The sequence below is a fragment of the Tardiphaga sp. GW821-FHT12E02 genome (genome assembly GCF_058807155.1).
On sequence record NZ_JBXAQK010000001.1, the window covers coordinates 5,567,502 to 5,589,460 of the forward strand.

The following is a 21,959-nucleotide window of genomic DNA, read 5'->3' on the forward strand; positions in this document are numbered from 1 at the left end:
GGATCGCCCGGTCAAGCCGGGCGATGACAACGGACGGATCGAAGCTAGATCGCACTCGCGGCGATATTCACCATCAGCGCCACCAGCGCCGTGTTGAAGATGAAGGACACGATGCCATGCGCTGTCGCCGTGCGGCGGATGCTCTTGTCGGTGATGCCGACGTCCGACGTCTGCGCCGTCATGCCGATAACGAAGGCGAAATACACAAAGTCCCAGTAGTCCGGGTCTTCCTTCTCATCCCCATCGGGAAAAGCCAGTCCGCCCGGCTTCGGGCCGCGATAATATTCGTGGGCATAGTGCAGCGAGAAGATCGTATGCACCGCGGCCCAGGACAGCGTGATGGTGATCACCGCCAGCGCGAGCTCGGGCGTGGCGCTCTTGGTGGCGCCGAGCTCGAACACGATGGCGGCGATGGAGGCAAAAGCACCGAGTGCCGCCACCAGAAGGATGACAAAACTGCCATCGTCCTGAAGCGCGGCATTGCGGCGGATGCGCTTGCTGCCGCCGGTCAGCATCATGCCGAACACCAGCAGCAGATAGAGCCCGGCAAAGACATCCCAGCCGATCAGCAGCCGCGTCACCAGCCGCAGCGAATGCGGCAGCAGCAGGCAGACGACGATGCCGATCGCCAGTGCCGCAAAGGTGCGCGGCCGCCCATAGACGACGCGCAGCGGCACCGGCATCTTGCGAAAGCGGGCAAGGAGCTGATCGAGTTCCTTGCCCGTGTCGGTCATGCGAGGCTTCGCTTAGTTCTTGCGCTCGGCCACGAAGCGGGCGGCGGCGCGGAGCACGTCGCCCTTGTTGCCGAAGATCGCCAGCGACGCGTCCGCCGTCGCGATCAGATCGGCCACGCGCTTCTTGGCGCCATCGACGCCGAGCTGGGTCACGAAGGTCGTCTTGTTGAGCGCGGCGTCGGCACCGGCTGGTTTGCCGAGGGTCGCGGCATCGGCTTCCACATCGAGCAGGTCGTCGGCGATCTGGAAGGCTTCGCCGAGCGCACGGCCGTAATCGTCGAGCGCCTTGTATTCCTTTGGCGTGGCCTGGCCGAGCAGCGCGCCGGCGATGACGCCGTAGCGCAGCAGCGCACCGGTCTTCATCTGCTGCACGCGCGCGACGTCCACCGGCTCCTTGTCGCCAAAGCGACCCTCGCCGGCGAGATCGAGCATCTGGCCACCGACCATGCCGCCAAGACCCGCGCAGCGGGCGAGCGCGCGGGTGAGCAGAAGGCGCACATTGGCGTCGGAGTGAATTTCATCACGGGTCACGATGTCGAACGCCAGCGTCAGCAGCGCGTCGCCGGCGAGGATCGCGGTGGCGTCGTCGGTGGCCTTGTGCAGGGTCGGGCGGCCGCGGCGCAGGTCGCTGTTGTCCATGGCGGGAAGATCGTCATGGATCAACGAATAGCAGTGGATGCATTCGAGTGCTGCGCCGACCAGCAGCGCCGGCTCGCGATGCACGCCGAATACGGCCGCACTTTCAACGACCAGGAATGGGCGCAACCGCTTGCCGCCGCCCAGCGACGAATAGCGCATCGCATCCATCAGCCGCTTCGGGCGCGCGATCTCGTCCGGCAGCACGCCGTCGCTCAGCACCTTGGTCAGGACGGCTTCGGTATCGTCGGCAGTCTGGTCCAGGCGCGCGGCAAAATCTTTGGTGGAAGCACCGGTCGACATTAAGAATAGCTCCAGATCAATTTGGCCGGACAATCCTCCATGGCAGGGGCCACGTCAATTGCGCCTGCGGCACCCCGGCGCGTTTGGTCGCGGCAAGCTTAACTGCCTTGAAAACGGCCCGGAAACTCCGCTTTATCAGCGGGATAGACCTGAGCAGGAAACCCGCTTGTGCGCCTCGTCCGACGCCTCCTTTTGATCGGGATCCTGCTCGTCCTGATCCCCTATGTGCTGACCCCGCTTTATGCGACGGGCCAGCCGGTCTCGACGCTCATGCTATGGCGCTGGATCACCGGGGCGCCGGTGGAGCGGACCTGGGTGGACCTGCGGGCGATGTCGCCGGCGCTGCCGGCCAGCGTGGTAGGCTCCGAGGACGCCAAATTCTGCAGCCATCACGGCATCGACTGGGATTCGCTGCAATCGGCCATCGATGATGCCCAGGACGGCGAGGTGTCAGGCGGCGGCTCCACCATTACCCAGCAGGTGGCGAAAAACCTGTTCCTGTGGCCGGGCCGCAGTTTCATCCGCAAGGGGATGGAGATCCCGCTGGCCATGTGGATTGACCTCGTCCTCAGCAAGCAGCGGATCCTGGAACTCTATCTGAACATCGCCGAAATGGGCCCGACCGGGCAATTCGGTGCCGAATCCGGTTCCCAATTCGCCTTCGGACGCTCCGTTTCAGCGATTTCAGCTCGCGATGCGGCGCTTTTGGCGGCGATTCTGCCGAATCCGGTGACCAGAAGCGCCAAAACGCCGGGACCGGGTGTGCGCCGGCTGGCATCGCGCTATATGGCGCGGGCGCAGTCGTCGGAGCTGGGCAAGTGCTGGAACTAGGCTGTCATCCCGGGGCGCGCCGCAGGCGCAAACCCGGGATCTCAAGCGGCTCTATCATGACGAGGTCCCGGGTTCGCGCCTACGGCGCGCCCCGGGACGACGAGTTTTTGGCAAGAATCCACCCGCGCCACCCTAGCCATGGCGTCACGCATCCGTTATAAGCCCGGCCTTATCAGCGATTTTGCCCGCGCGCTTTGTGCTGGCCGCCCGGAACCGGGCACCGATCGAAAACATCTGCCCAGACGTTCTGGCAAGAGAAGTTGCAAGGAATACTCCTATGGCCGTTCCGAGAAGAAAAACATCGCCGTCGCGGCGTGGCATGCGTCGTTCGGCTGACGCGATCAAGAGCACCGCCTACGTTGAGGACAAGGACTCCGGCGAACTGCGCCGTCCGCACCACCTCGACCTGAAGACCGGCATGTATAAGGGCCGTCAGGTTCTGAAGGTGAAGAAGGACGCCTGATTTCAGGCTGGATGGCCTGCCCCGCGCGACCTCCTTCGTTCCGATAAGAATACCAGACCCCGCTTCGGCGGGGTTTGTCGTTTGTGTAGTGTCGTTTGATCCAGTCAGGGTTGTGGCGAAGCCTGCGCAAAGCGGCAGCGGGCGCAACACTTTCCCAAAGCATGCCGCGCCTCCGCATAAGTTCATTTCTGAACTGTACTTCCGCCCGAATTCGCTACAACACTAGCGCAAACGCAGGTTCCCCGATGATGCGCCCGCATCGTCATGCGTTCGTTTCTCTCGCGCGAAAAAGGCTCTCCCGATGATCGGTTTTCCGCTGCTGCTGATTCCGGTGGCGATCTGCAACATCATCGTTTTCCTGATGCCCGACCTGTCGCTGGCGGGCCCGGTGGAGCTGTTCTCCGTCACGCTGCCATCGCTGGATGTCATCCGCATCTCGCTGAAGGATGTGCTGGTCGCGCTATCGATCCTGCTGCTGCTGCTCGAGGTGATGCGCGCCGCCCGCCCGGCCTCGAAATATTTCACCGATCATTTCCTGTCGCTGCTGGTGGCTGGCGGCGCGGCCTATGAATTCGTGATGCTGCCGAAATTCGGCAACTCCACCTTCTTCATCATCACGCTGGTGGCCTTCGTGGACTTCTTCGCCGGCATCTCGCTGCGCGCCCGCCGTCCGCGCCGGGTTGCCGCCCCCGCCTATGCCGAGCCGGCCCCGCATTATCATCCTGCGCCGGCCCCGGTTGCGCCGGCACCTGCCCCAGTCGCCGTCACGCCTGCGCCTGCTCCGGTCGCACCGGTGCCGCCCGCTACCTCGGTCGCCGAATCCGTGCTGACGGAGAGAGCCGAACCGAAGCTTGAGCGCATCGAGCCGACGATCGAATCAAGGGTCGAGCCAAAGATCGAATCGCATGGCGAGGCCAAGCCGGTCGCACCAGAGGTCGTCGCCCATACGTCGCCGCAGATTACCTCGCCAGATCTGCAACCGGATGGATCGAATCCGGATAACAAACCGAAGAGCTGAGGTCTTCTCCCTCCCCCAATCCGCGAAGCGGGGAGGGTGGCCTGAGCGTAGCGAAGGTCGGGTGGGGTCTATCCCCACGTGACGTCAGAGTTTGTGGAAGCACCCCACCCGTCTCGAAGCTCGCTAAGCGCTCGCTTCGATCCACCCTCCCCGCTGCGCCGCTTCGCGGCTTGGGGGAGGGAAAAGGTTACGCCACGCGCGTCAGGCGGTTCGTGGTGGTCCCCGCCGCATAAACACCCGCGGCCTTCCGATACGCCGCTTCCACATCCACGATCTCCGCCCGCCGCAGCACGCGCGTCTGCGGCACTTGCTCGGCTGTGGCGATCAGATGGGTGATGAAGGAGGCATCGGGCCGCACGCTGCGCAGCGAGGCCGGGATCGCGCGCGCGACCGGCCCGGTCGGTGTGATAGCACGCGTCTCCTGTTGAACAGTCTCCCGCTCGATCACGACATCGCCCGCGCGCCGCATCGGGTGCGGCGTGGTCGGGGATATGCGGCTGGTCGCCGAGATCGACATGGTTAAGCGCGCTCGCGTCTCAAATCAGGACGGAGGGTGGTCCCTCCGGTACCATCGTCGCAAGTCCCGTGCCGGCGCTCTCCACAACTCCCTCTGCTTGCGCGGGTCTTGCGCAAACCCGCCACATAGCTACGATTTCTCCATTGTTTAGCAACTTGGACTAACTTTTTTCAGCACTCACGCCGTATTGTCGTGGCACGAATCACGCCAGCAGCGTCCCGAAACGAGGCGACATTTGACATCCGCCCCACCCGATCCTGCCTCAAAGCCGCAGCCTGCTTTCTCCGAGGCAGACATCCTGGCGCGTCTCGGCCAGGCCGCCTTCGTCTGGGACATCGCCAGCGACACCATCACCTGGACCGCGCCGGCCGCATCCATCTTCACCGACATCCCCACCGACACCATCGCCCGCGGCACCGACTTCGCAGCCCTGATCGAGCCGCATCGCGCCGTGCGCAGCGAGGCGCTGGTCTCGGCGCTGCAATCCGGCGGCACCTATCGCATCGATTACGGTGTGCGCGCCTCCACCACCGCGCCGCTGCTGTGGATCGAGGAAAACGGCAGCGTCCGCACCGGCTCTGACGGCCGGCCGCTGCGCGTCGAAGGCATCGTGCGCATCAACAACGAGCGCCACGCCCATGACGAGCAACTCGTCAAACTTTCGCAGCGCGATCCCGTCACCGGCGAACTCAACCGCACGCATCTGCTCGCAGCGCTCGCCGAGTCCATCGAGGAAGCCACGCGCTTCCGTGCCAGTTTCGCCTTCATGCTGATCGGCATCGATCATCTCGGCCGCATCAATGACGCGTTCGGCTTCGATGTCGCCGACGATGTGATTGCCGAACTCGCCCAGCGCATCCGTGTGCGATTGCGTGGCGGCGATATCATGGGGCGCTTCTCCGGCAACAAATTCGGCTTGGTGCTGAAGAACTGCACCGCCGACGACGCCAATATCGCGGCCGAGCGCTTTCTCGCCGGCATTCGCGACGACGTCATTCCAACCAAGTCCGGCCCGGTCTCCGTCACCGCTACCATCGGCGCGATCAGCATTCCGCGCTATGGCCGCGACGTCAACGAAGCCGTCAACCGCGCGCAGGAAGCACTGGATGCCGCCAAGCGCCGCCGCCGCGGCAGCTTCAATCTGTGGCGTCCTAATGTGGAGCGCGACGCCCAGCGCCGCGTCAATATCCGCGTCACCGACGAGATCGTCAAAGCGCTCAACGAGCGTCGCATCGTCTGCGCCTTCGAGCCTGTGGTGCGCGCCGATCGCAGCGGCCCCGCCTTCTACGAAGCGCTGGTGCGCATGAAGCAGGACGACGGGCAACTACTACTCGCCCCGGACATCGTGCCGGTGGCCGAGCGTCTCGGCCTGATCCGCCTGGTCGATCACCGCGTGCTCGAACTGGTCATCGCCGAATTGGCTGAGACGCCCGATGTGCAGCTGTCGCTCAACATCTCGCCGGCCACCACCACCGACCCCGACTGGTGGGCGACCATCGAATCCATGATGCGCGCGCATCCCGGCGTCGCGGAACGCCTCATCGTGGAGATCACCGAAACGGTGGCGATCCAGGATCTCGACGACATCCGCGGCTTCGTCAATCGCCTGAAGGCGCTCGGCAGCCGTATCGCCATCGACGATTTCGGCGCCGGCTACACCTCGTTCCGCAATTTGCGCAAGCTCGCGGTGGACATCGTCAAGATCGACGGCGCCTTCGTGCAGAACATCGCCCATTCCGCCGACGACCGCGCCTTCGTGCAGACCCTGATCGATCTCTGCCGCCGGCTGGAGATCCAGACCGTGGCCGAATGGGTGCAGGACGAGACCAGCGCGCGGATGCTGCAGGACTGGGGCTGCAATTATATTCAGGGGCGATTGACCGGGCTGGCTTCGGCGGAACGGCCGTGGCTGCAAGGCACCGAAGCCGTAGGGCGGATTAGCGAAGCGTAATCCGCCAACCGAGTGCAGTGACAAAGAACGGCGGATTACGGCTTCGCCTCATCCGCCCTACGTCCGCCTCACACCAGCGGCATCCGAAACACGAACCGCGTCTCATCCACCGTCGAGGTCGCGCTCAGCATGCCGCCATGGGCGCGCCCGATCTCGGAGGCGATATAGAGCCCGAGGCCCAGGCCTTCCTGATTGCCCTGCCCGGCGCCGCGGGAAAACGGCTGGAACAGCTTGCCGAGAATCTCCGGCGGAATCGGCGCGCCGTGATTGGTCACCGACAGTTCGAGCTGCGTCAGCCCCGTCTCCGCGCTCACGGTGATCGGCCGGGCGGGATCGCCGTAAGCCAGCGCATTGCCGAGCAGGTTCGACAGCAACTGACCAATGCGCGCGGGATCGCAATCCACCGGCCGCTTCAGATCGAGCACCAGATCGATCTGGCGGCCCGGCGCATGGGCCTGCAACTCGCCCACCACCTGCTGCAGCACCGGCGCCAGATCCTGCGCGGTGCGCGTCAGCGTCAGCCCGTCGCCGAGCCGGCCGCGGGCGAAATCCAGCACATTGTCGATCAGCCCGGCCATCCGGCGCACGCTGTTCTGCATCAAATCGAGATAGCCGAACTCTTCCTCGCTCAGCGCCGCCTTGCGCAGCCGCCGCGCCACCGCAGCGATGGACGCCAGGGGATTGCGCAGGTCGTGGCCGAGCACCGCAATGAACTGTTCGCGCAATTCAGAAGTCTTGCGCTCATCCGACAGGTCGGCCTCGCTGAGCGCCAGCTTGTCCACCACATTCAGGTGGAACCCGATCAGCTCGGCGAACAGCTTGAACATGCCGAGCGTCTCCGGCGTGTTCAGCACATGCGGGTCCGGGTCGATGGCGCAGAGCGTGCCGAAGAAGCTGCCGTCGGCGAGAAAGATCGGCATCGAGATATAGCTCTGCAGCCCATAGATCGCCGGCGTGTGATGGCCGCTATAGACGGCATCCTGCGCCACATGGTCGATCACCACGGGCTCGCGATGCTGGCGGATCTCGTGGCACAGCGTGCTCTCGACCTTCAGCTCGCCGCCGGGCACGAGGCCGAAGGCAATCTCGTCGCGCACCGCGCAGCAGATCCAGCGGCTGTCGGTGACCCGCGCCACCGCGGCAAATCGCATCCCGGTGGTGCGGCACACCACTTCGAGGATTTTGGGCACGGCCTCGATCCGCTGGACGGCAGCAATGTCAGTCTCGAAGGCGGGCGGCAGTGCGGTCACGTGGCAAACTCGATGGCAATGATCGACTATAGGCCGGCTGCGCGTGCGGCCACAACAATCATCCGCCTGTAGCGGCCGATCGCGACGTGCTAGAGCCTTGTGGTAAGGGGATCATGACCGGGGGATTGCGATGACTGTGTTGGGTAACGGACTGACGGCGCTGGTGGCGCTGCTGCACGTCTACTTCCTCGTGCTGGAGATGTTTCTCTGGCAGAAGCCGCAGGGCCTGAAGACCTTCAAGAACACGCCGGAGAAAGCCGAGATCACCGCGGTGCTGGCCGCCAATCAGGGCCTCTATAACGGCTTCCTCGCCGCCGGCCTGATCTGGGGACTCCTGCATTCCGCACCCGCCTTCGCATTCCAGATCAAGGCGTTCTTTCTGCTGTGCGTGATCGTGGCCGGCGTCTATGGCGCCATGAGCGTGAGCAAGCGGATCCTGTATGTGCAGGCGGTGCCGGCGGCGCTGGCGCTGCTGGTGTTAACACTCACAAAATAAAGCGGAGCGCTGATCTTCACCTCTCCCCACCGGGGAGAGGTCGGATTGCGAAGCAAGCCGGGTGAGGGGGCGCCGCAGGCAACGTCACTCGTGGAAGCCCCCCTCACCCGCCGCGAAGACGCGGCGACCTCTCCCCGGAGGGGAGAGGTGCAGAACGCCCTCATCTTGCCAACCCCAAATCCTTCCCTCACACTCTACCTCAACGACGGCGCCCCGTAATGGAGGGAGACCGTCGATGACACATCAGGGAAGGCAACGACATGAGAGCCACGCTCGTTCATTCGGTCGCCGCATGCGCCATTGCGACCGCGCTATCTGCAGCATCTTTTAGCACCCCCGCATCCGCCCAGAAAAAATACGATCCCGGCGCCTCCGACACCGAGATCAAGATCGGCCAGACCGTGCCGTTCTCCGGCCCCGCCTCGGCCTATTCATCCATCGCCAAGACCCAGGCCGCCTATTTCAAGATGATCAACGAGACCGGCGGCATCAATGGCCGCAAGATCAACCTGATCCAGTATGACGACGCCTATTCGCCGCCCAAGGCCGTGGAGCAGGTGCGCAAGCTGGTGGAGTCCGACGAGGTCCTGCTCACCTTCCAGATCATCGGCACGCCCTCGAACGCCGGCGTGCAGAAATATCTCAACACCAAGGGCGTGCCGCAGCTGTTCGCCGCCACCGGCGCCACGCGCTTCACCGATCCGAAAAACTTCCCCTGGACCATGGGCTACAACCCCAACTACCAGACCGAAGGCCGGATCTACGCCAAGTATATTTTGAAGAACCACCCGAATGCGAAGATCGCGATCCTCTGGCAGAATGACGATCTCGGCCGCGACTATCTCACCGGCATGAAAGCCGGCCTTGGCGACAAGGCGGCATCGATGATCGTGTCGGATGCGAGCTACGAACTCGCCGACCCCACCATCGACTCGCAGATCGTAAAACTGAAATCCTCCGGCGCGGATCTCCTGTTCAACGCCTCGACGCCGAAATTCGCGGCACAGGCGATCAAGAAGGTCGCCGATCTCGGCTGGAAGCCGATCCACATCGTCGACATCAATGCGACGTCGGTGGGCGCGGTGCTGGTGCCGGCCGGGCTCGAGAACAGCAAGGGCCTGATCTCGACCAATTACGGCAAGGATCCAGCCGATCCGCAATGGAAGGACGATGCCGGCATGAAGCGCTATCTCGCCTTCATGGAGAAATACTATCCCGACGGCGACAAGAACTCGAACTTCAACACCTATGGCTATGGCAATGCCCAGCTGATGGTGGAAGTGCTGAAACGCTGCGGCGATGACCTGACGCGGGCGAATGTGATGAAGCAGGCGACCAGCCTGTCCAATCTCGTCTTCGACCTGTCGCTGCCGGGCTTTGTCGGCTCCACCTCGCCGACGGATTATCGCGTCAACAAGCAGCTGCAGATGCAGCGCTTCAATGGCGAGCGCTGGGAGCTGTTCGGGCCGATCATCGAGGATGACTCGGCGGGGTAGTCGGGAGAGCTGGCGCTCCGCGGCTTCGCCGCTCTCACTTGTCGCCACCCGCGAAAGCGGGTGGCCCAGTAGACACCGTCAACGCAGCTCTAGCACGATAGCCAGAGCTTACTGGATCGCCCGGTCAAGCCGGGCGATGACAGTAGGTGCGAGAGGCTACTTAAGCCGCCTTCGTGAACATCGTCAGCACGCCGTCCGCGATATTCACCGCGACCACTTGTGCCGAGCTCACGCCCTTTTCCTTCAGCGCATTCGCGGCCGCCGGCGAGGCATCGATCGACGCGCGCAGGCCCTTCATGTCCTCGTCGCTGGTCTTGGACACGACCTCATCGACCTGCGTCTTCACCGCATCGGGCAGCGTTTTGACGTCGATCACCTGGATCTTGTTGATCTGCACGGTGGACTTCGGCGCCGCACTTTCCGTGGGCGCCGATCCCTGCGCCATCACGAGCGCGGGCGTGCCGAGGGAGAGCGAGGCGGCGAGAGCAAGAGCAGTCATGGTGCGCATGGTCGGTCCTTTCCGTTGATTGGACGTCCAGCGGTAACGCGGAAGTGTGCGGAAGGTCTGGAGGGGATGGGGCGATCAGGTGAGGAGAATGCGGCGATGATGTGGGGCTTTGGAGAACGAAGCAGCGACGCTCGTTCTTCTCCCTGCCCCAAGCGTGGCGTAGCCACGCGCAGTGGGAAGGGTGGATCGATGCGAGCGTTCAGCGAGCATCGAGACGTGTGGGGCCGCCCGTTGCGCGGCGGTGAAGGCCGGTCATGGCCGACATCATCGCAAGAATGACCAGGACTATGCGCTTGCTGGCGCGTCATCCCCCTCATTGCAGGGGGACACAGGTGAAAAGCCACTTCGCGCGATGGCGCGGCAGGGACGGCGCGTGGGCGGGTGAAACGACAAACCGATCCTCACTTGTCGTCGCCCGGCTTGACCGGCGATCCAATACACGACGGCGGAAGTGATGAGGCACCGCACGAGCGTCGATGCCTGCTCGGTGTCTGCCGGGTCACCCGGTCAAGCCGGGTGACGACAAAGGAGCGTCCGCGACTCGCGCCGCGCGACCTCATCGCCTCCTGAAACCCTCAGTCGCTGGCCAGCGCGGCGCGGCTACGCTATCGGACACATCCCGTCACAAATCCCTCCCCGCATGCGCACGGCCTCATGAAAACTTCTGCTGTCACGCTCGCGCTCGCCGCGATCCCGGTTGCGATCTCTGCATCTGCCGTCGCCGCACCCGATGCGCGCTTCATGCGCGCGCTCGACAAGCTCGATCCAAAGACCCGGCTGGAGCAGATCTGCGATCTCGAGGCGATGCGGAAAATGAGCGCGAGCGGCTCGGCCGGCGCGCGGGTGGATCGCGCCAAATCCGACGTGATCATGCCGCCGCAGCACATGGGCAATACGCTGGTGGCCAAAGGCGGCGCCTATCGGGCCGGCGGCAAATGGTACCAGATGTCCTTCACCTGCAAGGCGACGCCGGACCACAAGACCGTGCTGGATTTCAGCTACAAGACCGGCGCCCTCATTCCGCCCGCGAAATGGCAGACTTACGGGCTCTGGAAGTAATCCGGCGCCCCGCGCTAACCCTTTTCCGAAAAGATCGCCGGATAGCTTGACGTTCCCCGCCCGCAAGGCTTGATGGCGATCATCAAGGCTGCCCGCTTGCGGCCCGAATCCGGGTATAATCCGGATGGAACTTATTGGAATCCGGGCCTGCGCGCCCTCTCCTGTCCTGCGGTCGAGGCCATCAGTCCGAATGTCCGACAAGCCGAAAGCAACGAAAGCCAGATGGCGGCCAGATCTCTGGCGCCGTGAGCGGCTGACGCTGGCTGTCGGCGTCACGACCTTGGCGCTGCTGGTCGGCATTGCCGGCACGGCCTCGGCGCAGTTTTTCGGTTTCGGCGGCCCGCCTCAGCCGCAGCAACGCCAGCAGCCGCGCGGCGGCGGTGGCGGCTGGTTCGGCGGCGATTTCTTCCAGCCGTTCCAGCAGCAGGCGCCGCAACAGCAGGCGCCGCGCCGGCGCGAGGATTTTTCCCGCGCGCCGCAATCCGACAAGACCAACGCATCGGCCGAGCGCAACGTGCTGGTGCTCGGCGACAGCATGGCCGACTGGCTCGGCTATGGCCTGGAAGACGCCTATTCCGAACAGCCGGACATGGGCGTGATCCGCAAGCACAAGACCGTGTCCGGCCTGCTGCGCTATCAGCCCAGGGGCGAGCCATCCGACTGGGCGGCGGCAGCCAAGGGCATTCTCGCCAGCGAGAAGGCCGACGCCATCGTCATCATGCTCGGCCTTAGCGACCGCATCCCGCTCCGCGAGCCCGACAAGAAGGCCGCCAAGAAGGAAGGCGCCGCCGATGTGAAGCCCGGCGACAAGCCGGCCGATAGCGCGGACAACAACACTGACGATGCCGATATCGCCGATCCCGGTTCGATCCTGAACGAGCGCGGCGCGCGCGGCGGCGGCATGGTGGATTTCCGCGACGACCGCTGGGGCGAGCTCTACGCCAAGAAGATCGAGGAGATGATCACCATCGCCAAGAGCAAGGGCGTGCCCGTGCTGTGGGTCGGCCTGCCCGCGGTGCGCGGGCCGAAGGCGATGGCCGATATGGTCTATCTCAACAATCTCTATCGCGATGCCGCGGCCAAGGCCGGCATCACCTATGTCGATGTCTGGGATGGTTTTGTCGATGAATCCGGCCGTTTCCTGCAGCAGGGCCCGGATTTCGAAGGCCAGAACCGCCGGCTGCGTACGCCGGACGGCGTCTATTTCACCAAGGCCGGCGCCCGCAAACTGGCGCATTATGTGGAGCGCGAAATTACCCGCCTGCTCTCCGGCCGCTCGGCGCCGATCGCGCTGCCGACCGAGCCGGCGCAGCCTGATGTGGCTGTCGTGCCCGGCGGTCCGCCGCCGCGTCCGCTGGCGGGCCCGATCGTGCCGCTGGTGGCAGCCTCCATCGGTGGCGACACGCTGCTCGGCGGCCCCGGCGCCAAGGCGCTGACGGTCGATCCCCTCGTGGCGAAGACGCTGGTGAAGGGCGAGCCGCTCAATGCACCGGCCGGACGCGCCGATGACTTCGCCTGGCCACGCCGCGAGATCGGCCGTGAACAGGCCAAGGGTGACGTGCCGATGGCCGCGGTGATGCCGACGCCATCGAGCTCGGCCGGCGCAACATTGCCCGACGGCATGACGCCGATCATCGCCCCGACCGCACCGAAGCAGCAGGCGAAGAAAAAGACGCCGGTCGCCACGGAAACACCGTCCTTCTTCGGGAATCTGTTCGGCAATGACGAGCCGCGCCGTCCGGCGCAGCAGGGAGCCCCCCAGCGGCCCCGTCCGCAGCAGCAAGGCGGCCCGCGCCCGCCGGCCAATGTCGGCCCCGCCGCCTCCGCCCCCTCCGGCTTCATTTTCCGCTAAACGCCTGATTCCAGGCAAAAAAATCCCCCGACCGCTTGCGCGAACGAGGGATTTTCAGTGAGCTAAATCAATCGCTTAGTAGTTGAAGCGATTGGGACGACGGCGCGGCGGGCGCGACATCAGCATCGCCAGCGCAAAGCCGATGCCGCCGGCGATCAGCAGCGAGCCGAGCGGATTGTCGCGCACCTTGTCGGTGAGCGCCTGCGTGCCATCGCGATAGGTGTCGCTGTCGAGCGCATCCTTGGCGTAGCTCGCGGCCTTCTCGGACGCATCGCGCACGCCGTCTTTCACCTGGCCATACAGGTTCTGCACGGTGCCTTCGGCTTCGCGCGTGCGGCCCGAAATCTCGGTGCGCTCGTCGCCGGTTGCCTTGCCGACAACGCTTTCGATCTTGCCGGCGGCATCTTTCGCGGCACCTGCAATGCGGTCCTTATCCATCTCAATCACTCCGTGAGGGAAACTCTCGCCGGTGTAATGCCCGAAGCGCTTGCTGGTTCCCTCACGATGTTGCGGGCCGCGAGAAAGCACGTGACCTCGTCGCCGATCGATGCAAGCCTTTGCGCAAGCCTCAAAATGAAGGCGAAACATCGGAGGATTCCCTTGTCGGATTACAAGACACTCAGCCGCTCCGTGCGCGGCCTCACGGTTCTCGTCACAGGTGCCGCAAGCGGCATGGGCCGCGCGACGGCGCGCGTGTTCGGCGAGGAAGGCGCGAATGTCGCCGTCACCGATCTGTCACCTGAAGGCACGCGAGAGGTCGCGGACGCGATCACGGCAAGCGGCGGCAGCGCACGCGCATGGACGCTGGACGTCGCCGATCCCGAGCGTATCAAGACCGTGGTCAATGACGTCGCATCGCATTTCGGCGGGCTCGACATCATCGTCAACAATGCCGGCATTTCGGTTTCCACCGAGATCGACAAGGATGGCTACGACGACGCATGGGATCGCGCCATTGCCGTCATGCTGACCTCGCATCAGCGCACCATCCGCGCGGCCTTGCCTTATCTGCGCAAATCAAAATGCCCGCGCATCGTCAATGTCGCCTCCACCGAAGCGCTTGGCGCGACGGCGTTGCACAGTCCCTATTCCGCAGCAAAGGCTGGCGTGACAGGTCTCACACGTTCTCTCGCGGTCGAACTCGGCCGCGAGGGCATCACGGTGAATTGCATCTGTCCCGGCCCGATCACGACAGGCATCACGCAGCGCATCAGCGACGAGCACAAGGTCATCTTCGCCAAGCGCCGCACGGCATTGCGTCGCTATGGCGACCCCGAAGAGGTCGCACATATGACGGTGAGCCTGTGTCTGCCGGCGGCGTCCTATCTGACGGGCGCGGTGATTCCGGTGGATGGCGGGCTGATGGCGCGCAATGCCTGAGCGCTAGATGCGCTCGATCTTCGCCTTGTCGAGCACCTCGCTCCAGCGCTTCACATCCGAGGCAAGGAGGTCGATCACCTCTTTCGGCTGTGAGGCCTTGGCCTGACTCCCGAGCGCGAGCAGACGCTCCTTCACGGCTTCGTCCTTGAGCAAGGTCGTGGTCGCCGCATGCAGGCGGGCTACGATGTCGTCGGGCAACGCCGCTGGACCAACAAGCGCATACCAACCGGGCGCGGCGTAGTTCGGAAAGCCCGCTTCCGCGACGGTCGGAATATCCGGGAAAGACGCAAAGCGCTGCGCGGTGGTGACAGCCAGCGCGCGAAACTTGCCGGCCTTGATCTGCTCAATCATCGAGATCGGCGGATCGACCATGAAATCGACGCGGCCCGCGATCACTTCGACCACAGCCTGCGCGCCGCCGCGGAACGGAATGTGCTGGAATTTGACGCCGGCCAATTGCGCCACCTGCTCGACGATCAGGTGGGGACCTGACCCAACGCCGGGCGTGCCGTAGGTGAAAGGCTTGTCCGGTTGCTTCTTCGCGGCAGCGATGAGCTCGGCGAGTGTCTTGAACGGCGCATCCGCATTGCAGGAGAACATGTAGGGCGCTTCAGACACCTGACAGATGCCCTTGAGATCATCGACCGGCTTGTAGCTCAGGCTCTTGTAGAAGGCCGACGACGCACCGTAAGTCGCGGTGATCAGCGAGATCGTATAACCATCCGGCGCCGAGCGTGCGAGCTGTGCACCAGCCAGCGTTGTGCCCGCGCCGGGCTTGGTTTCGACCACGACGGTCTGGCCGAGAGTCTTTGCAAGACCTTCCGCAAGCACGCGCGACGTCGCATCGGTGCCGCCGCCCGGCGCGAAACCATGCAGCAGCGTGATGGTCTTGTCTGGCCAACGTAGCAAGAGACGTGCCGCGGCCACGCGGATCGGCTTAGCGGCCGCGCAGCCGATCCAGGATTTCAGAAGTTGCAAAACCGTCGGCGGGCGCGCCGATGGACGCCTGGAAATTGCGCAGCGCCTCGCGGGTCATGCTGCCGAATTGTCCATCCGGCGTGCCTTTGTAATAGCCGCGCTGAACCAGCAGCTGCTGCAACTCCAGCCGCTCGGCGCGCGAGAGCACGCGCTCCTGGCGCGGCCAGGGCTGCACGAAAGGCGGACCGCCGCGCAGTTTGTCGGCGAAGTGGCCGATCGCCATCGCATAGGCTTCCGCCGGATTGTATTTCATGATGACGCGGAAATTCTGCATCATCAGAAAGCCCGGTCCCTGCGCGCCGGCCGGCGCAAGCAGATACGCCTTCTCCGTGCCGCGCGAAAATGGCTGGCCATTGGCGCGCTTGAGGCCGAGTTGCTCCCATTGAGCCAGCGTCAGCATCTTGGCGCGATCGGCCTGCATATAGTTGAAACCCTGCGGCACCACGACTTCGTAGCCCCAAGGCTGTCCGCTCTGCCAGCCATCCTTCTTCAGGTTGTTGGCGGTGGAGAAAATCAGGTCGGTGGGATTATCGACCACGTCGCGGCGACCATCGCCGTCGCCATCGACGGCGAAACGCTTGAAAGCCGTCGGCATGAATTGCGTGGGCCCGAACGCGCCGGCCCATGAGCCTTTGAGTTGCTCGCGGCGCAGGTCGCCGCGATGCAGGATTTCGACCGCCGTGAGAAATTCGTCCTTGAAGTAAGGCTGGCGGCGGCCGACGCAGGCGAGCGTGGCGGTCGAGCGCACCACGTCGCGATCGCCGATCATGGTCGAGTAGTTGGATTCGATGCCCCAGATGGAGGCGACGATATAGCGATCGACGCCATAGGCGCGCTCGGCGGCATCGAAGATCGTCTTGTATTGCGCCAGCACCTCGCGGCCCTTGGCGGCGCGGTTGTCGTTCACCAGGATGTCGAGATAGTCCCAGATCGCCTTGGTGAATTCCGGCTGCGAATCCATGAGATCCATCAATCGCAGATCGGGTGTCAGCCCGGCGGTGATGTCGCGATAGTTCTGTTCGGAAATGCCGCGCCGTGCGGCATCAGGCCACAGTCCGGCAACGCAGCTGTCGAAGTTCGCCGCGGCCTCGCGAATCGCGCCGGAGGTCATCAGCGGATGGCCGGACGCGCCGTCTTCGCCGCTCCATGGCAAAGGCGGACTGGCGCCTGTGGCAGGCGCTGGCGCGCTCGGTGCCTGAGCCTGACGCTGGCCGGGACTGAAGATGTTGTCGAGGAAATTAAGCGGATTGCCGGACTGTGCATACGCAGCAACGGGCGATACGGCCAACGCGACGCCCATCATGATCGCGGCCAATCGCTTGCGGCGCATGATGTCCTTGCGTCCGCTCAATCCTGTAGTCGTCATCCGGCAATTCCATTCGTAACGGTGTGATGACAAGAGGTCGGAGAGGGTTTCGATCCGCTTAATACTAGTCCGATTCCGGCGGCAAGTCAGACGCCCGGCTCGTCTGGAATACCGATAGAGACAGGGGGCTGGACATACATCCGCCTTTGTTACCGCTTGCAAAGGGAACCTGGGCGCGCGATCTTTGTTGTGTTGCCTACACCCCTTCCTTTCCAGCTCACTGCAAAGCTCCCGATGAAAATTCGTAAAGCCGTTTTCCCAGTCGCTGGTCTTGGCACCCGCGTCCTTCCCGCCACCAAGGCGATGCCGAAGGAAATGCTGACCATCGTTGACCGCCCCCTGATTCAATATGTCGTCGATGAGGCCCGCGAAGCCGGCATAGAACATTTCATTTTCGTCACTGGCCGCAACAAGGGCGTCATCGAAGACCACTTCGACCGTATGTTCGAACTCGACGAGACGCTGAAGGGCCGCAACAAGACCGCCGAAATGGAGCAGCTGGCGAGCTCCCAGCCCGGTGCCGGCGATACCAGTTTCACGCGCCAGCAGGCGCCGCTCGGCCTCGGCCATGCGGTCTGGTGCGCGCGCCACATTGTTGGCAACGAGCCCTTTGCCGTGGTGCTGCCGGACGAGCTCGTGCTGAATTCACCGGGCGCCTTGAAGCAGATGGTGGATATCGCCCAGAGCGTCGATGCCAAGTCCAATCTCGTGGCCGTCGAAGAAGTGCCGGTCGAGTTGACCCATCAATACGGCATCTGCAGCATCGGCGAGCGTCACCCGACCCATACCAACGCCTTCAGCGTCAACGGCATGGTCGAGAAGCCGCCAAAGGGCACCGCGCCGTCCAACCTGTCGATCACCGGCCGCTACATCCTGCAGCCCGAGATCTTCAAGATTCTGGAAACGCAGGAGCGCGGCGCCGGAGGCGAGATTCAGCTGACCGACGCCATGATCGGCCTGGCCAAGCAGCAGCCCTTCTTCGGTGTGAAGTTCGAAGGCGAGCGCCACGATTGCGGCTCAAAGGCCGGCTTCCTGCGCGCCAATATCGCCTATGGCCTGCGCCGGCCCGATCTCAACGAAACGCTCCGCGCGGACATGCTCCGCTATCTCGGGCAGTAAGAATGTAGGATGGGTTGAGCGAAGGCGCGTAGCGCCAGAGCGAAAACCCATCACCGCATGCTCTGGCGCTTGTTGTGATGGGTTATCGCTACGCTCAACCCATCCTACACGTTCGAGATTGTCTCACGCCGCCATCGACCGGTGCGTGTCCTCTGCGACGACGCACTGGTTGCGGCCTGCGGCCTTGGCTGCGTAGAGCGCCTTGTCGGCGGCTTCCACCAATCCGGTCCATTCCATGGTCACCAGCGGACGCATGCTGGCGACGCCGATGCTGACCGACAACTGGGCAGGGTCGGCAGGAACGAGTTCGACCCGTTGGCGGATCTTCTCTGCGACCTCACAGGCATCCTGCGCCGACGCACCCGGCAGCAGGACGGCAAATTCCTCGCCGCCATAGCGCGCAGCACAATCGCCCGAGCGCTTGGCCGCGGCCGAGATGCAGCCCGCAATGGCGATCAGGGCCTGATCGCCGGCCTGATGCCCGAATGAATCATTGAAGATCTTGAAATAGTCCGCGTCCACCAGCAGCAAGGCGATCGGCCTCGCGGAACGGATGGCACGGCGCCATTCCATCTCGATGGACGCATCGAACTTGCGGCGATTGCGCAATCCCGTGAGCGCATCCGTGGTGGCGAGCTCTTCGAGCCGGCCTTCGGCGCGCGCGCGGCGGCTGATCTCGCGGGCGAGAAACACCGTTCCCACGCTGATGAAGGCAATCAGTGCCAGCATGATGGCGCCGATACGCCAAGCCTGCTTCTGCCACAGCGTATAGATGCCGGTCCATGGCCGGCCGACGATGACGATCAAGGGGCGCCCGCTGTCGCGCCAGACGAACAGCCGCATGATGTTGTCAACGGCCCCGACGCCAGAATAGCTGCCATTGGCGCGGGCCAGCACGCGCATCACGCCCGGCGTCTTGCTGAGATCCTTGCCGATCACATTCAGATCGAACGGAGCCCGCAGAAGGACGATGCCGTCGCGCCGAACCGCTGTGATCGTCTCGCCGGGATTGAGACGCAGCCGGTCGAACAGATCGAGGAAGTAGGAGAACCGGATCGACCCTGCGACGACACCGGCAAAGTTGCCTTCGGTATCGGTGATGCGACGGCTGAGCACGACCGAATAGGCGCCGCGATGCATCCGCGGCACGCTGATGAACAGGCCGCGCTCGCCATCCAACCGGTGAACCTTGAAGAAATCCTCGTTCGCCCGGTTTTCCTTGGCGGGATCGAGCGAGGCGGCGTCGATCGTCAGATCGCCCTCGGCATCGAACACCTGAATGGCGCCGAATTGCGACGACGAGGCCGCCTTGTCGAACAGGATGAGCTGACGCATTTCGCGGCTGAGCAGGCCGAGCTCGGGTGTGTTGATGCCCGACACCACCGCGCGCAGCGACAGGTCATATTGTTCGATGGTACGCCCGATATCGGAATCGATGGAGGTGGCGAGATTTTCGCTGGTCTGCTTCGCCAGCGCCTGTTCGGCGTGGCGCATATCGAGCATGACGCTGCCGCAAATGGCAGAGAATCCGACGATCGTGACCGCCGACGACAGAATCAGCAGCTTGGCCGACAATGGCCACCGTCGCATTCCAATGACTGAATTCCAAAAACGCATAAAGTAAAACTCCCGCCATGACGCATCGCACGCGAAAGCTTGCCGAGCGCTTAAATACCCGCGCCCGGTTCCCCACGGCGTTAACGAAGGATTTCTGAGACCGTTCAAGTAGCTGATACGGTGTGAAGCTACCGAACAGGCGGTGGCGCACGGCGGCATAGCCGCGTATGACGGTCCGGACGCCCAAACTCCCGAGGACCATCCGTGCCCGACTACGATCTCTTGCGCGCCTATCTGGCGACCCAGACCAAGGATGAAATCGTCCTGACCATGGATGCGATCGAGGAGATCATCGACGACGCCTTGCCGCGCGCCTCGCACCGGGCCTCGTGGTGGGAAACCGACCGCGCGCCGGACGAGCACATGCCCCAGCGCGAGGCCTGTATCGAAGCGGGATTTGTGGCGACGCGCCTGCCCGATGGCTCCGGCGTCAAGTTTCACCGGAAGACGGCGAAGTTTCTGCGGAAGTGGAAGTAGGCTCCGAGCGCCTTTTTCGTCCGCTCTCGGACCCTCATGGTGAGGAGCGTGCACTTGGCACGCGTCTCGAACCACGAGTTGGCCTGGTTGGTGAGATCAGCACACATCCTTCGAGACGCCGCTTCGCGGCTCCTCGGGATGAGGGCTGCATGTGGGCTCCTCGCGACTAGCGCTGCAGGCGCACGCCGAGCATCACCACAGTTGCCGCAGTGCTGGCGCCCACCACGTTGGAATTCAGGATATCGCGGCGAACCTGCGCCTTGAGCCAGACCTCGCGGCTCATCTTGTAGAGCAGGTTGCCTTCGATCGAATAGATCTTATCCGAGCGGAAGTTCTCCTGATAATCCTGCGTGCCGTAAGTGAACTTGCCGATCGCGGTGAGCCAGCGGCGGAAGTCGTGATCGACCTGCACCGTATAGAGCCGCGTCAGCACGCCGGGAACGCCAGGCACTGTCGTCTCGTCGATGGTCGTCGTCGTGATGAAACGCGCCGTGGTCAGTGGCGTCGGCGTCCAGACGAGCGAGGCCGAGGTCAGCAGCCCCTTGAGCACTTCGAGGCGTGGATCTTCGTATTTGCGCGCGAGATAGCCGACGGACGCTTCGCCGGTCAGCAGGCGCGTGAACTCGAACGTGGTGCCGGCCTTGATATAGCCGCCGCTTGAATCGCGCAGATAGGTGAAGCGATCCGCCCGCTCGTCATGGACACGGACATCGCCCTGGATTTCCGCAAATGGCTTAAGGCCGGGCAGCACCTCGTAGCTGACACGACCGACGCCGCCATACTGATTGAAGTTACGGTCCGTATTCGGCGTCGTGATGCCGTTGACCAGTTTGGAGTCCTGATAGACGGTGCGATCGACCAGAGCGTCCATCTTCAACTGAAAGCGGTTGAAATCCTGCTCGATGCCGAGCGAGCCGCCGGTGGTCGTGAAGAGCGGGAATTCCTTCATGCCGGCGGTGTTGTTCGGGCTGCCGGGATTGTCGGAGCCGACGCGCATGCGGGCTTCGGTATTGATGCGGGTGTCGCGGGTCGCATCGATGCGCCCGGCGATCTTGCCGTTGAACTCGGCACGATCGACATTCTCCGGCGACGGTGACACCTGCGCGATCGCCGATGGAAATGTCTTGTCATACCCCGTGAACGAGCCGCGCAGATCGACCACGACCGAATGGCGCGACCAGTTGGACGCGGCCAGAAGCTCCGGTGCGATCTGATACAAGGATGCGCCGCGCGGCTGAAGCAAGCGCGCGGGGTTATCGCTGTAGCCGCCCATGATCTCGACGGCGCCCTTGACCAGAAAGCTGCCGACCCGGATGCCGATGGGCGCATAGGGATCGGGATCGATCGGCAAACGCTTGCGGGCGGGCTGACCGATCACCGCGCCTGCAATTGCGGGCGCGACCGGCGGCTTGGCCGCCTTGGCCGATGGCGGCACGGGTCGCGTTTCCTGGACAAGCGGCGGCGGCAAACTGCCAGGCCCGACAGGACGCTTCGGCCTTTGCTGGCCGGGATAATATTTGACCTGCTGCCGCTTGCGGTTGAGTGCGTCATAGCCGCTGCCGGCAGCGCCCGACGCCGCAGGCACGGGTGGCGTGATGATCGACTGATCCTGGCGCTGTGGCGACAGCAGACTCGTCTGTAGGGTCCCGCGCGGCTGCAGGGAGTTATTGCCCGGTCGGCGCGACGGCAGATTTTCGGGCTGAACGAAGCCACCGGGAACCGGGGCCAGTAGATCCGAGGTCAGCGCCTGTGCGAAAACAGGGGATGGCGCGGCGAGCGCGAGGCACAGACATGCCGAAACCGCGCCGGTCGCCCGCGCGCGGTTCTTTGTCCGGTCTGCCCGACCCATCCTCACGATCACAAAAACTCCAACGCCATCAAAAACTTGGATGAGTTCATCAACCGCGG

General features: G+C 63.9%; 21 protein-coding genes. 11 read left to right on the forward strand and 10 right to left on the reverse strand.

What is annotated here, in order from left to right:
* Positions 1-44: 44 nt before the first annotated feature.
* Together AC1RQ5_RS26145 and AC1RQ5_RS26150 are read right to left on the reverse strand one after the other, a co-directional pair.
* Positions 45-734 (reverse strand): DUF1345 domain-containing protein, encoded by a 690-nt coding sequence (locus tag AC1RQ5_RS26145; protein ID WP_398484626.1) that lies wholly within the window; start codon positions 732-734, stop codon positions 45-47.
* 12 nt (positions 735-746) lie between these two features.
* On the reverse strand, positions 747-1,673 hold the full coding sequence (locus AC1RQ5_RS26150) for a polyprenyl synthetase family protein (RefSeq protein ID WP_493202869.1): 927 nt from the start codon (positions 1,671-1,673) through the stop codon (positions 747-749).
* 168 nt (positions 1,674-1,841) lie between these two features.
* Between AC1RQ5_RS26150 and mtgA the strand changes: the two genes are divergently transcribed.
* The 3 genes from mtgA to AC1RQ5_RS26165 all read left to right on the forward strand — a co-directional run bounded on the left by mtgA (position 1,842) and on the right by AC1RQ5_RS26165 (position 3,985).
* The gene (gene mtgA, locus AC1RQ5_RS26155; RefSeq protein ID WP_493202871.1) at positions 1,842-2,504 is read left to right on the forward strand and encodes a monofunctional biosynthetic peptidoglycan transglycosylase; all 663 of its coding nucleotides are present in this window, start codon (positions 1,842-1,844) and stop codon (positions 2,502-2,504) included.
* Positions 2,505-2,781: 277 nt separating this feature from the next.
* On the forward strand, positions 2,782-2,967 hold the full coding sequence (gene rpmF, locus AC1RQ5_RS26160) for a 50S ribosomal protein L32 (RefSeq protein ID WP_211911819.1): 186 nt from the start codon (positions 2,782-2,784) through the stop codon (positions 2,965-2,967).
* 301 nt (positions 2,968-3,268) lie between these two features.
* Complete coding sequence (locus AC1RQ5_RS26165) at positions 3,269-3,985, forward strand: hypothetical protein (protein ID WP_493202872.1); 717 nt, start codon at positions 3,269-3,271, stop codon at positions 3,983-3,985.
* 187 nt (positions 3,986-4,172) lie between these two features.
* Here AC1RQ5_RS26165 and AC1RQ5_RS26170 read toward each other — a convergent pair whose 3' ends face one another.
* On the reverse strand, positions 4,173-4,502 hold the full coding sequence (locus tag AC1RQ5_RS26170) for a hypothetical protein (RefSeq protein ID WP_493202874.1): 330 nt from the start codon (positions 4,500-4,502) through the stop codon (positions 4,173-4,175).
* 235 nt (positions 4,503-4,737) lie between these two features.
* Here AC1RQ5_RS26170 and AC1RQ5_RS26175 point away from each other — a divergent pair, with 235 nt between their 5' ends.
* On the forward strand, positions 4,738-6,453 hold the full coding sequence (locus AC1RQ5_RS26175; RefSeq protein ID WP_493202876.1) for an EAL domain-containing protein: 1,716 nt from the start codon (positions 4,738-4,740) through the stop codon (positions 6,451-6,453).
* 68 nt (positions 6,454-6,521) lie between these two features.
* Here AC1RQ5_RS26175 and AC1RQ5_RS26180 read toward each other — a convergent pair whose 3' ends face one another.
* Positions 6,522-7,703 (reverse strand): GAF domain-containing sensor histidine kinase, encoded by a 1,182-nt coding sequence (locus AC1RQ5_RS26180; RefSeq protein WP_493202877.1) that lies wholly within the window; start codon positions 7,701-7,703, stop codon positions 6,522-6,524.
* Positions 7,704-7,833: 130 nt separating this feature from the next.
* Between AC1RQ5_RS26180 and AC1RQ5_RS26185 the strand changes: the two genes are divergently transcribed.
* On the forward strand, positions 7,834-8,199 hold the full coding sequence (locus AC1RQ5_RS26185) for a DUF1304 domain-containing protein (protein ID WP_493202879.1): 366 nt from the start codon (positions 7,834-7,836) through the stop codon (positions 8,197-8,199).
* A gap of 260 nt (positions 8,200-8,459) precedes the next feature.
* Positions 8,460-9,695: an ABC transporter substrate-binding protein gene (locus AC1RQ5_RS26190; RefSeq protein WP_493202880.1), complete on the forward strand. Its 1,236-nt coding sequence runs from the start codon at positions 8,460-8,462 to the stop codon at positions 9,693-9,695.
* Positions 9,696-9,855: 160 nt separating this feature from the next.
* Here the strand turns inward: AC1RQ5_RS26190 and AC1RQ5_RS26195 are convergent, their stop codons facing one another.
* Positions 9,856-10,194 (reverse strand): hypothetical protein, encoded by a 339-nt coding sequence (locus tag AC1RQ5_RS26195; RefSeq protein WP_398481060.1) that lies wholly within the window; start codon positions 10,192-10,194, stop codon positions 9,856-9,858.
* A 663-nt stretch (positions 10,195-10,857) separates the two neighbouring features.
* Between AC1RQ5_RS26195 and AC1RQ5_RS26200 the strand changes: the two genes are divergently transcribed.
* Together AC1RQ5_RS26200 and AC1RQ5_RS26205 are read left to right on the forward strand one after the other, a co-directional pair.
* A complete protein-coding gene (locus AC1RQ5_RS26200) occupies positions 10,858-11,262 on the forward strand; it encodes a DUF930 domain-containing protein (RefSeq protein WP_493202883.1) in 405 nt (134 codons plus the stop codon).
* A gap of 190 nt (positions 11,263-11,452) precedes the next feature.
* Positions 11,453-13,114 (forward strand): SGNH/GDSL hydrolase family protein, encoded by a 1,662-nt coding sequence (locus tag AC1RQ5_RS26205; protein WP_493202885.1) that lies wholly within the window; start codon positions 11,453-11,455, stop codon positions 13,112-13,114.
* Positions 13,115-13,189: 75 nt separating this feature from the next.
* On the opposite strand, the gene AC1RQ5_RS26210 is transcribed toward AC1RQ5_RS26205, so the two are convergent.
* Entirely contained in the window at positions 13,190-13,552 is a 363-nt protein-coding gene (locus tag AC1RQ5_RS26210) for a CsbD family protein (protein WP_398481067.1), read from the reverse strand.
* A 162-nt stretch (positions 13,553-13,714) separates the two neighbouring features.
* On the opposite strand from AC1RQ5_RS26210, the gene AC1RQ5_RS26215 reads away from it, so the two are divergent.
* The gene (locus tag AC1RQ5_RS26215) at positions 13,715-14,494 is read left to right on the forward strand and encodes an SDR family NAD(P)-dependent oxidoreductase (RefSeq protein WP_493202887.1); all 780 of its coding nucleotides are present in this window, start codon (positions 13,715-13,717) and stop codon (positions 14,492-14,494) included.
* A 3-nt stretch (positions 14,495-14,497) separates the two neighbouring features.
* Here the strand turns inward: AC1RQ5_RS26215 and AC1RQ5_RS26220 are convergent, their stop codons facing one another.
* Together AC1RQ5_RS26220 and AC1RQ5_RS26225 are read right to left on the reverse strand one after the other, a co-directional pair.
* Positions 14,498-15,403, reverse strand: a complete 906-nt coding sequence (locus tag AC1RQ5_RS26220) for a Bug family tripartite tricarboxylate transporter substrate binding protein (protein ID WP_493202889.1) — start codon at positions 15,401-15,403, stop codon at positions 14,498-14,500.
* Positions 15,404-15,431: 28 nt separating this feature from the next.
* The gene (locus AC1RQ5_RS26225) at positions 15,432-16,775 is read right to left on the reverse strand and encodes a lytic murein transglycosylase (protein WP_493203578.1); all 1,344 of its coding nucleotides are present in this window, start codon (positions 16,773-16,775) and stop codon (positions 15,432-15,434) included.
* 297 nt (positions 16,776-17,072) lie between these two features.
* On the opposite strand from AC1RQ5_RS26225, the gene galU reads away from it, so the two are divergent.
* Positions 17,073-17,957 carry a UTP--glucose-1-phosphate uridylyltransferase GalU gene (gene galU / locus AC1RQ5_RS26230; protein WP_398481073.1) on the forward strand — a complete coding sequence of 295 codons (885 nt, stop codon included), beginning with the start codon at positions 17,073-17,075 and terminating at the stop codon, positions 17,955-17,957.
* 123 nt (positions 17,958-18,080) lie between these two features.
* Here the strand turns inward: galU and AC1RQ5_RS26235 are convergent, their stop codons facing one another.
* Positions 18,081-19,574 carry a sensor domain-containing diguanylate cyclase gene (locus AC1RQ5_RS26235; RefSeq protein ID WP_493202892.1) on the reverse strand — a complete coding sequence of 498 codons (1,494 nt, stop codon included), beginning with the start codon at positions 19,572-19,574 and terminating at the stop codon, positions 18,081-18,083.
* A gap of 204 nt (positions 19,575-19,778) precedes the next feature.
* Here AC1RQ5_RS26235 and AC1RQ5_RS26240 point away from each other — a divergent pair, with 204 nt between their 5' ends.
* Positions 19,779-20,051 (forward strand): DUF7662 domain-containing protein, encoded by a 273-nt coding sequence (locus AC1RQ5_RS26240; RefSeq protein WP_398481078.1) that lies wholly within the window; start codon positions 19,779-19,781, stop codon positions 20,049-20,051.
* Between the two features lie 166 nt (positions 20,052-20,217).
* On the opposite strand, the gene AC1RQ5_RS26245 is transcribed toward AC1RQ5_RS26240, so the two are convergent.
* On the reverse strand, positions 20,218-21,900 hold the full coding sequence (locus tag AC1RQ5_RS26245; RefSeq protein WP_398481080.1) for an outer membrane beta-barrel protein: 1,683 nt from the start codon (positions 21,898-21,900) through the stop codon (positions 20,218-20,220).
* Positions 21,901-21,959: the final 59 nt, after the last annotated feature.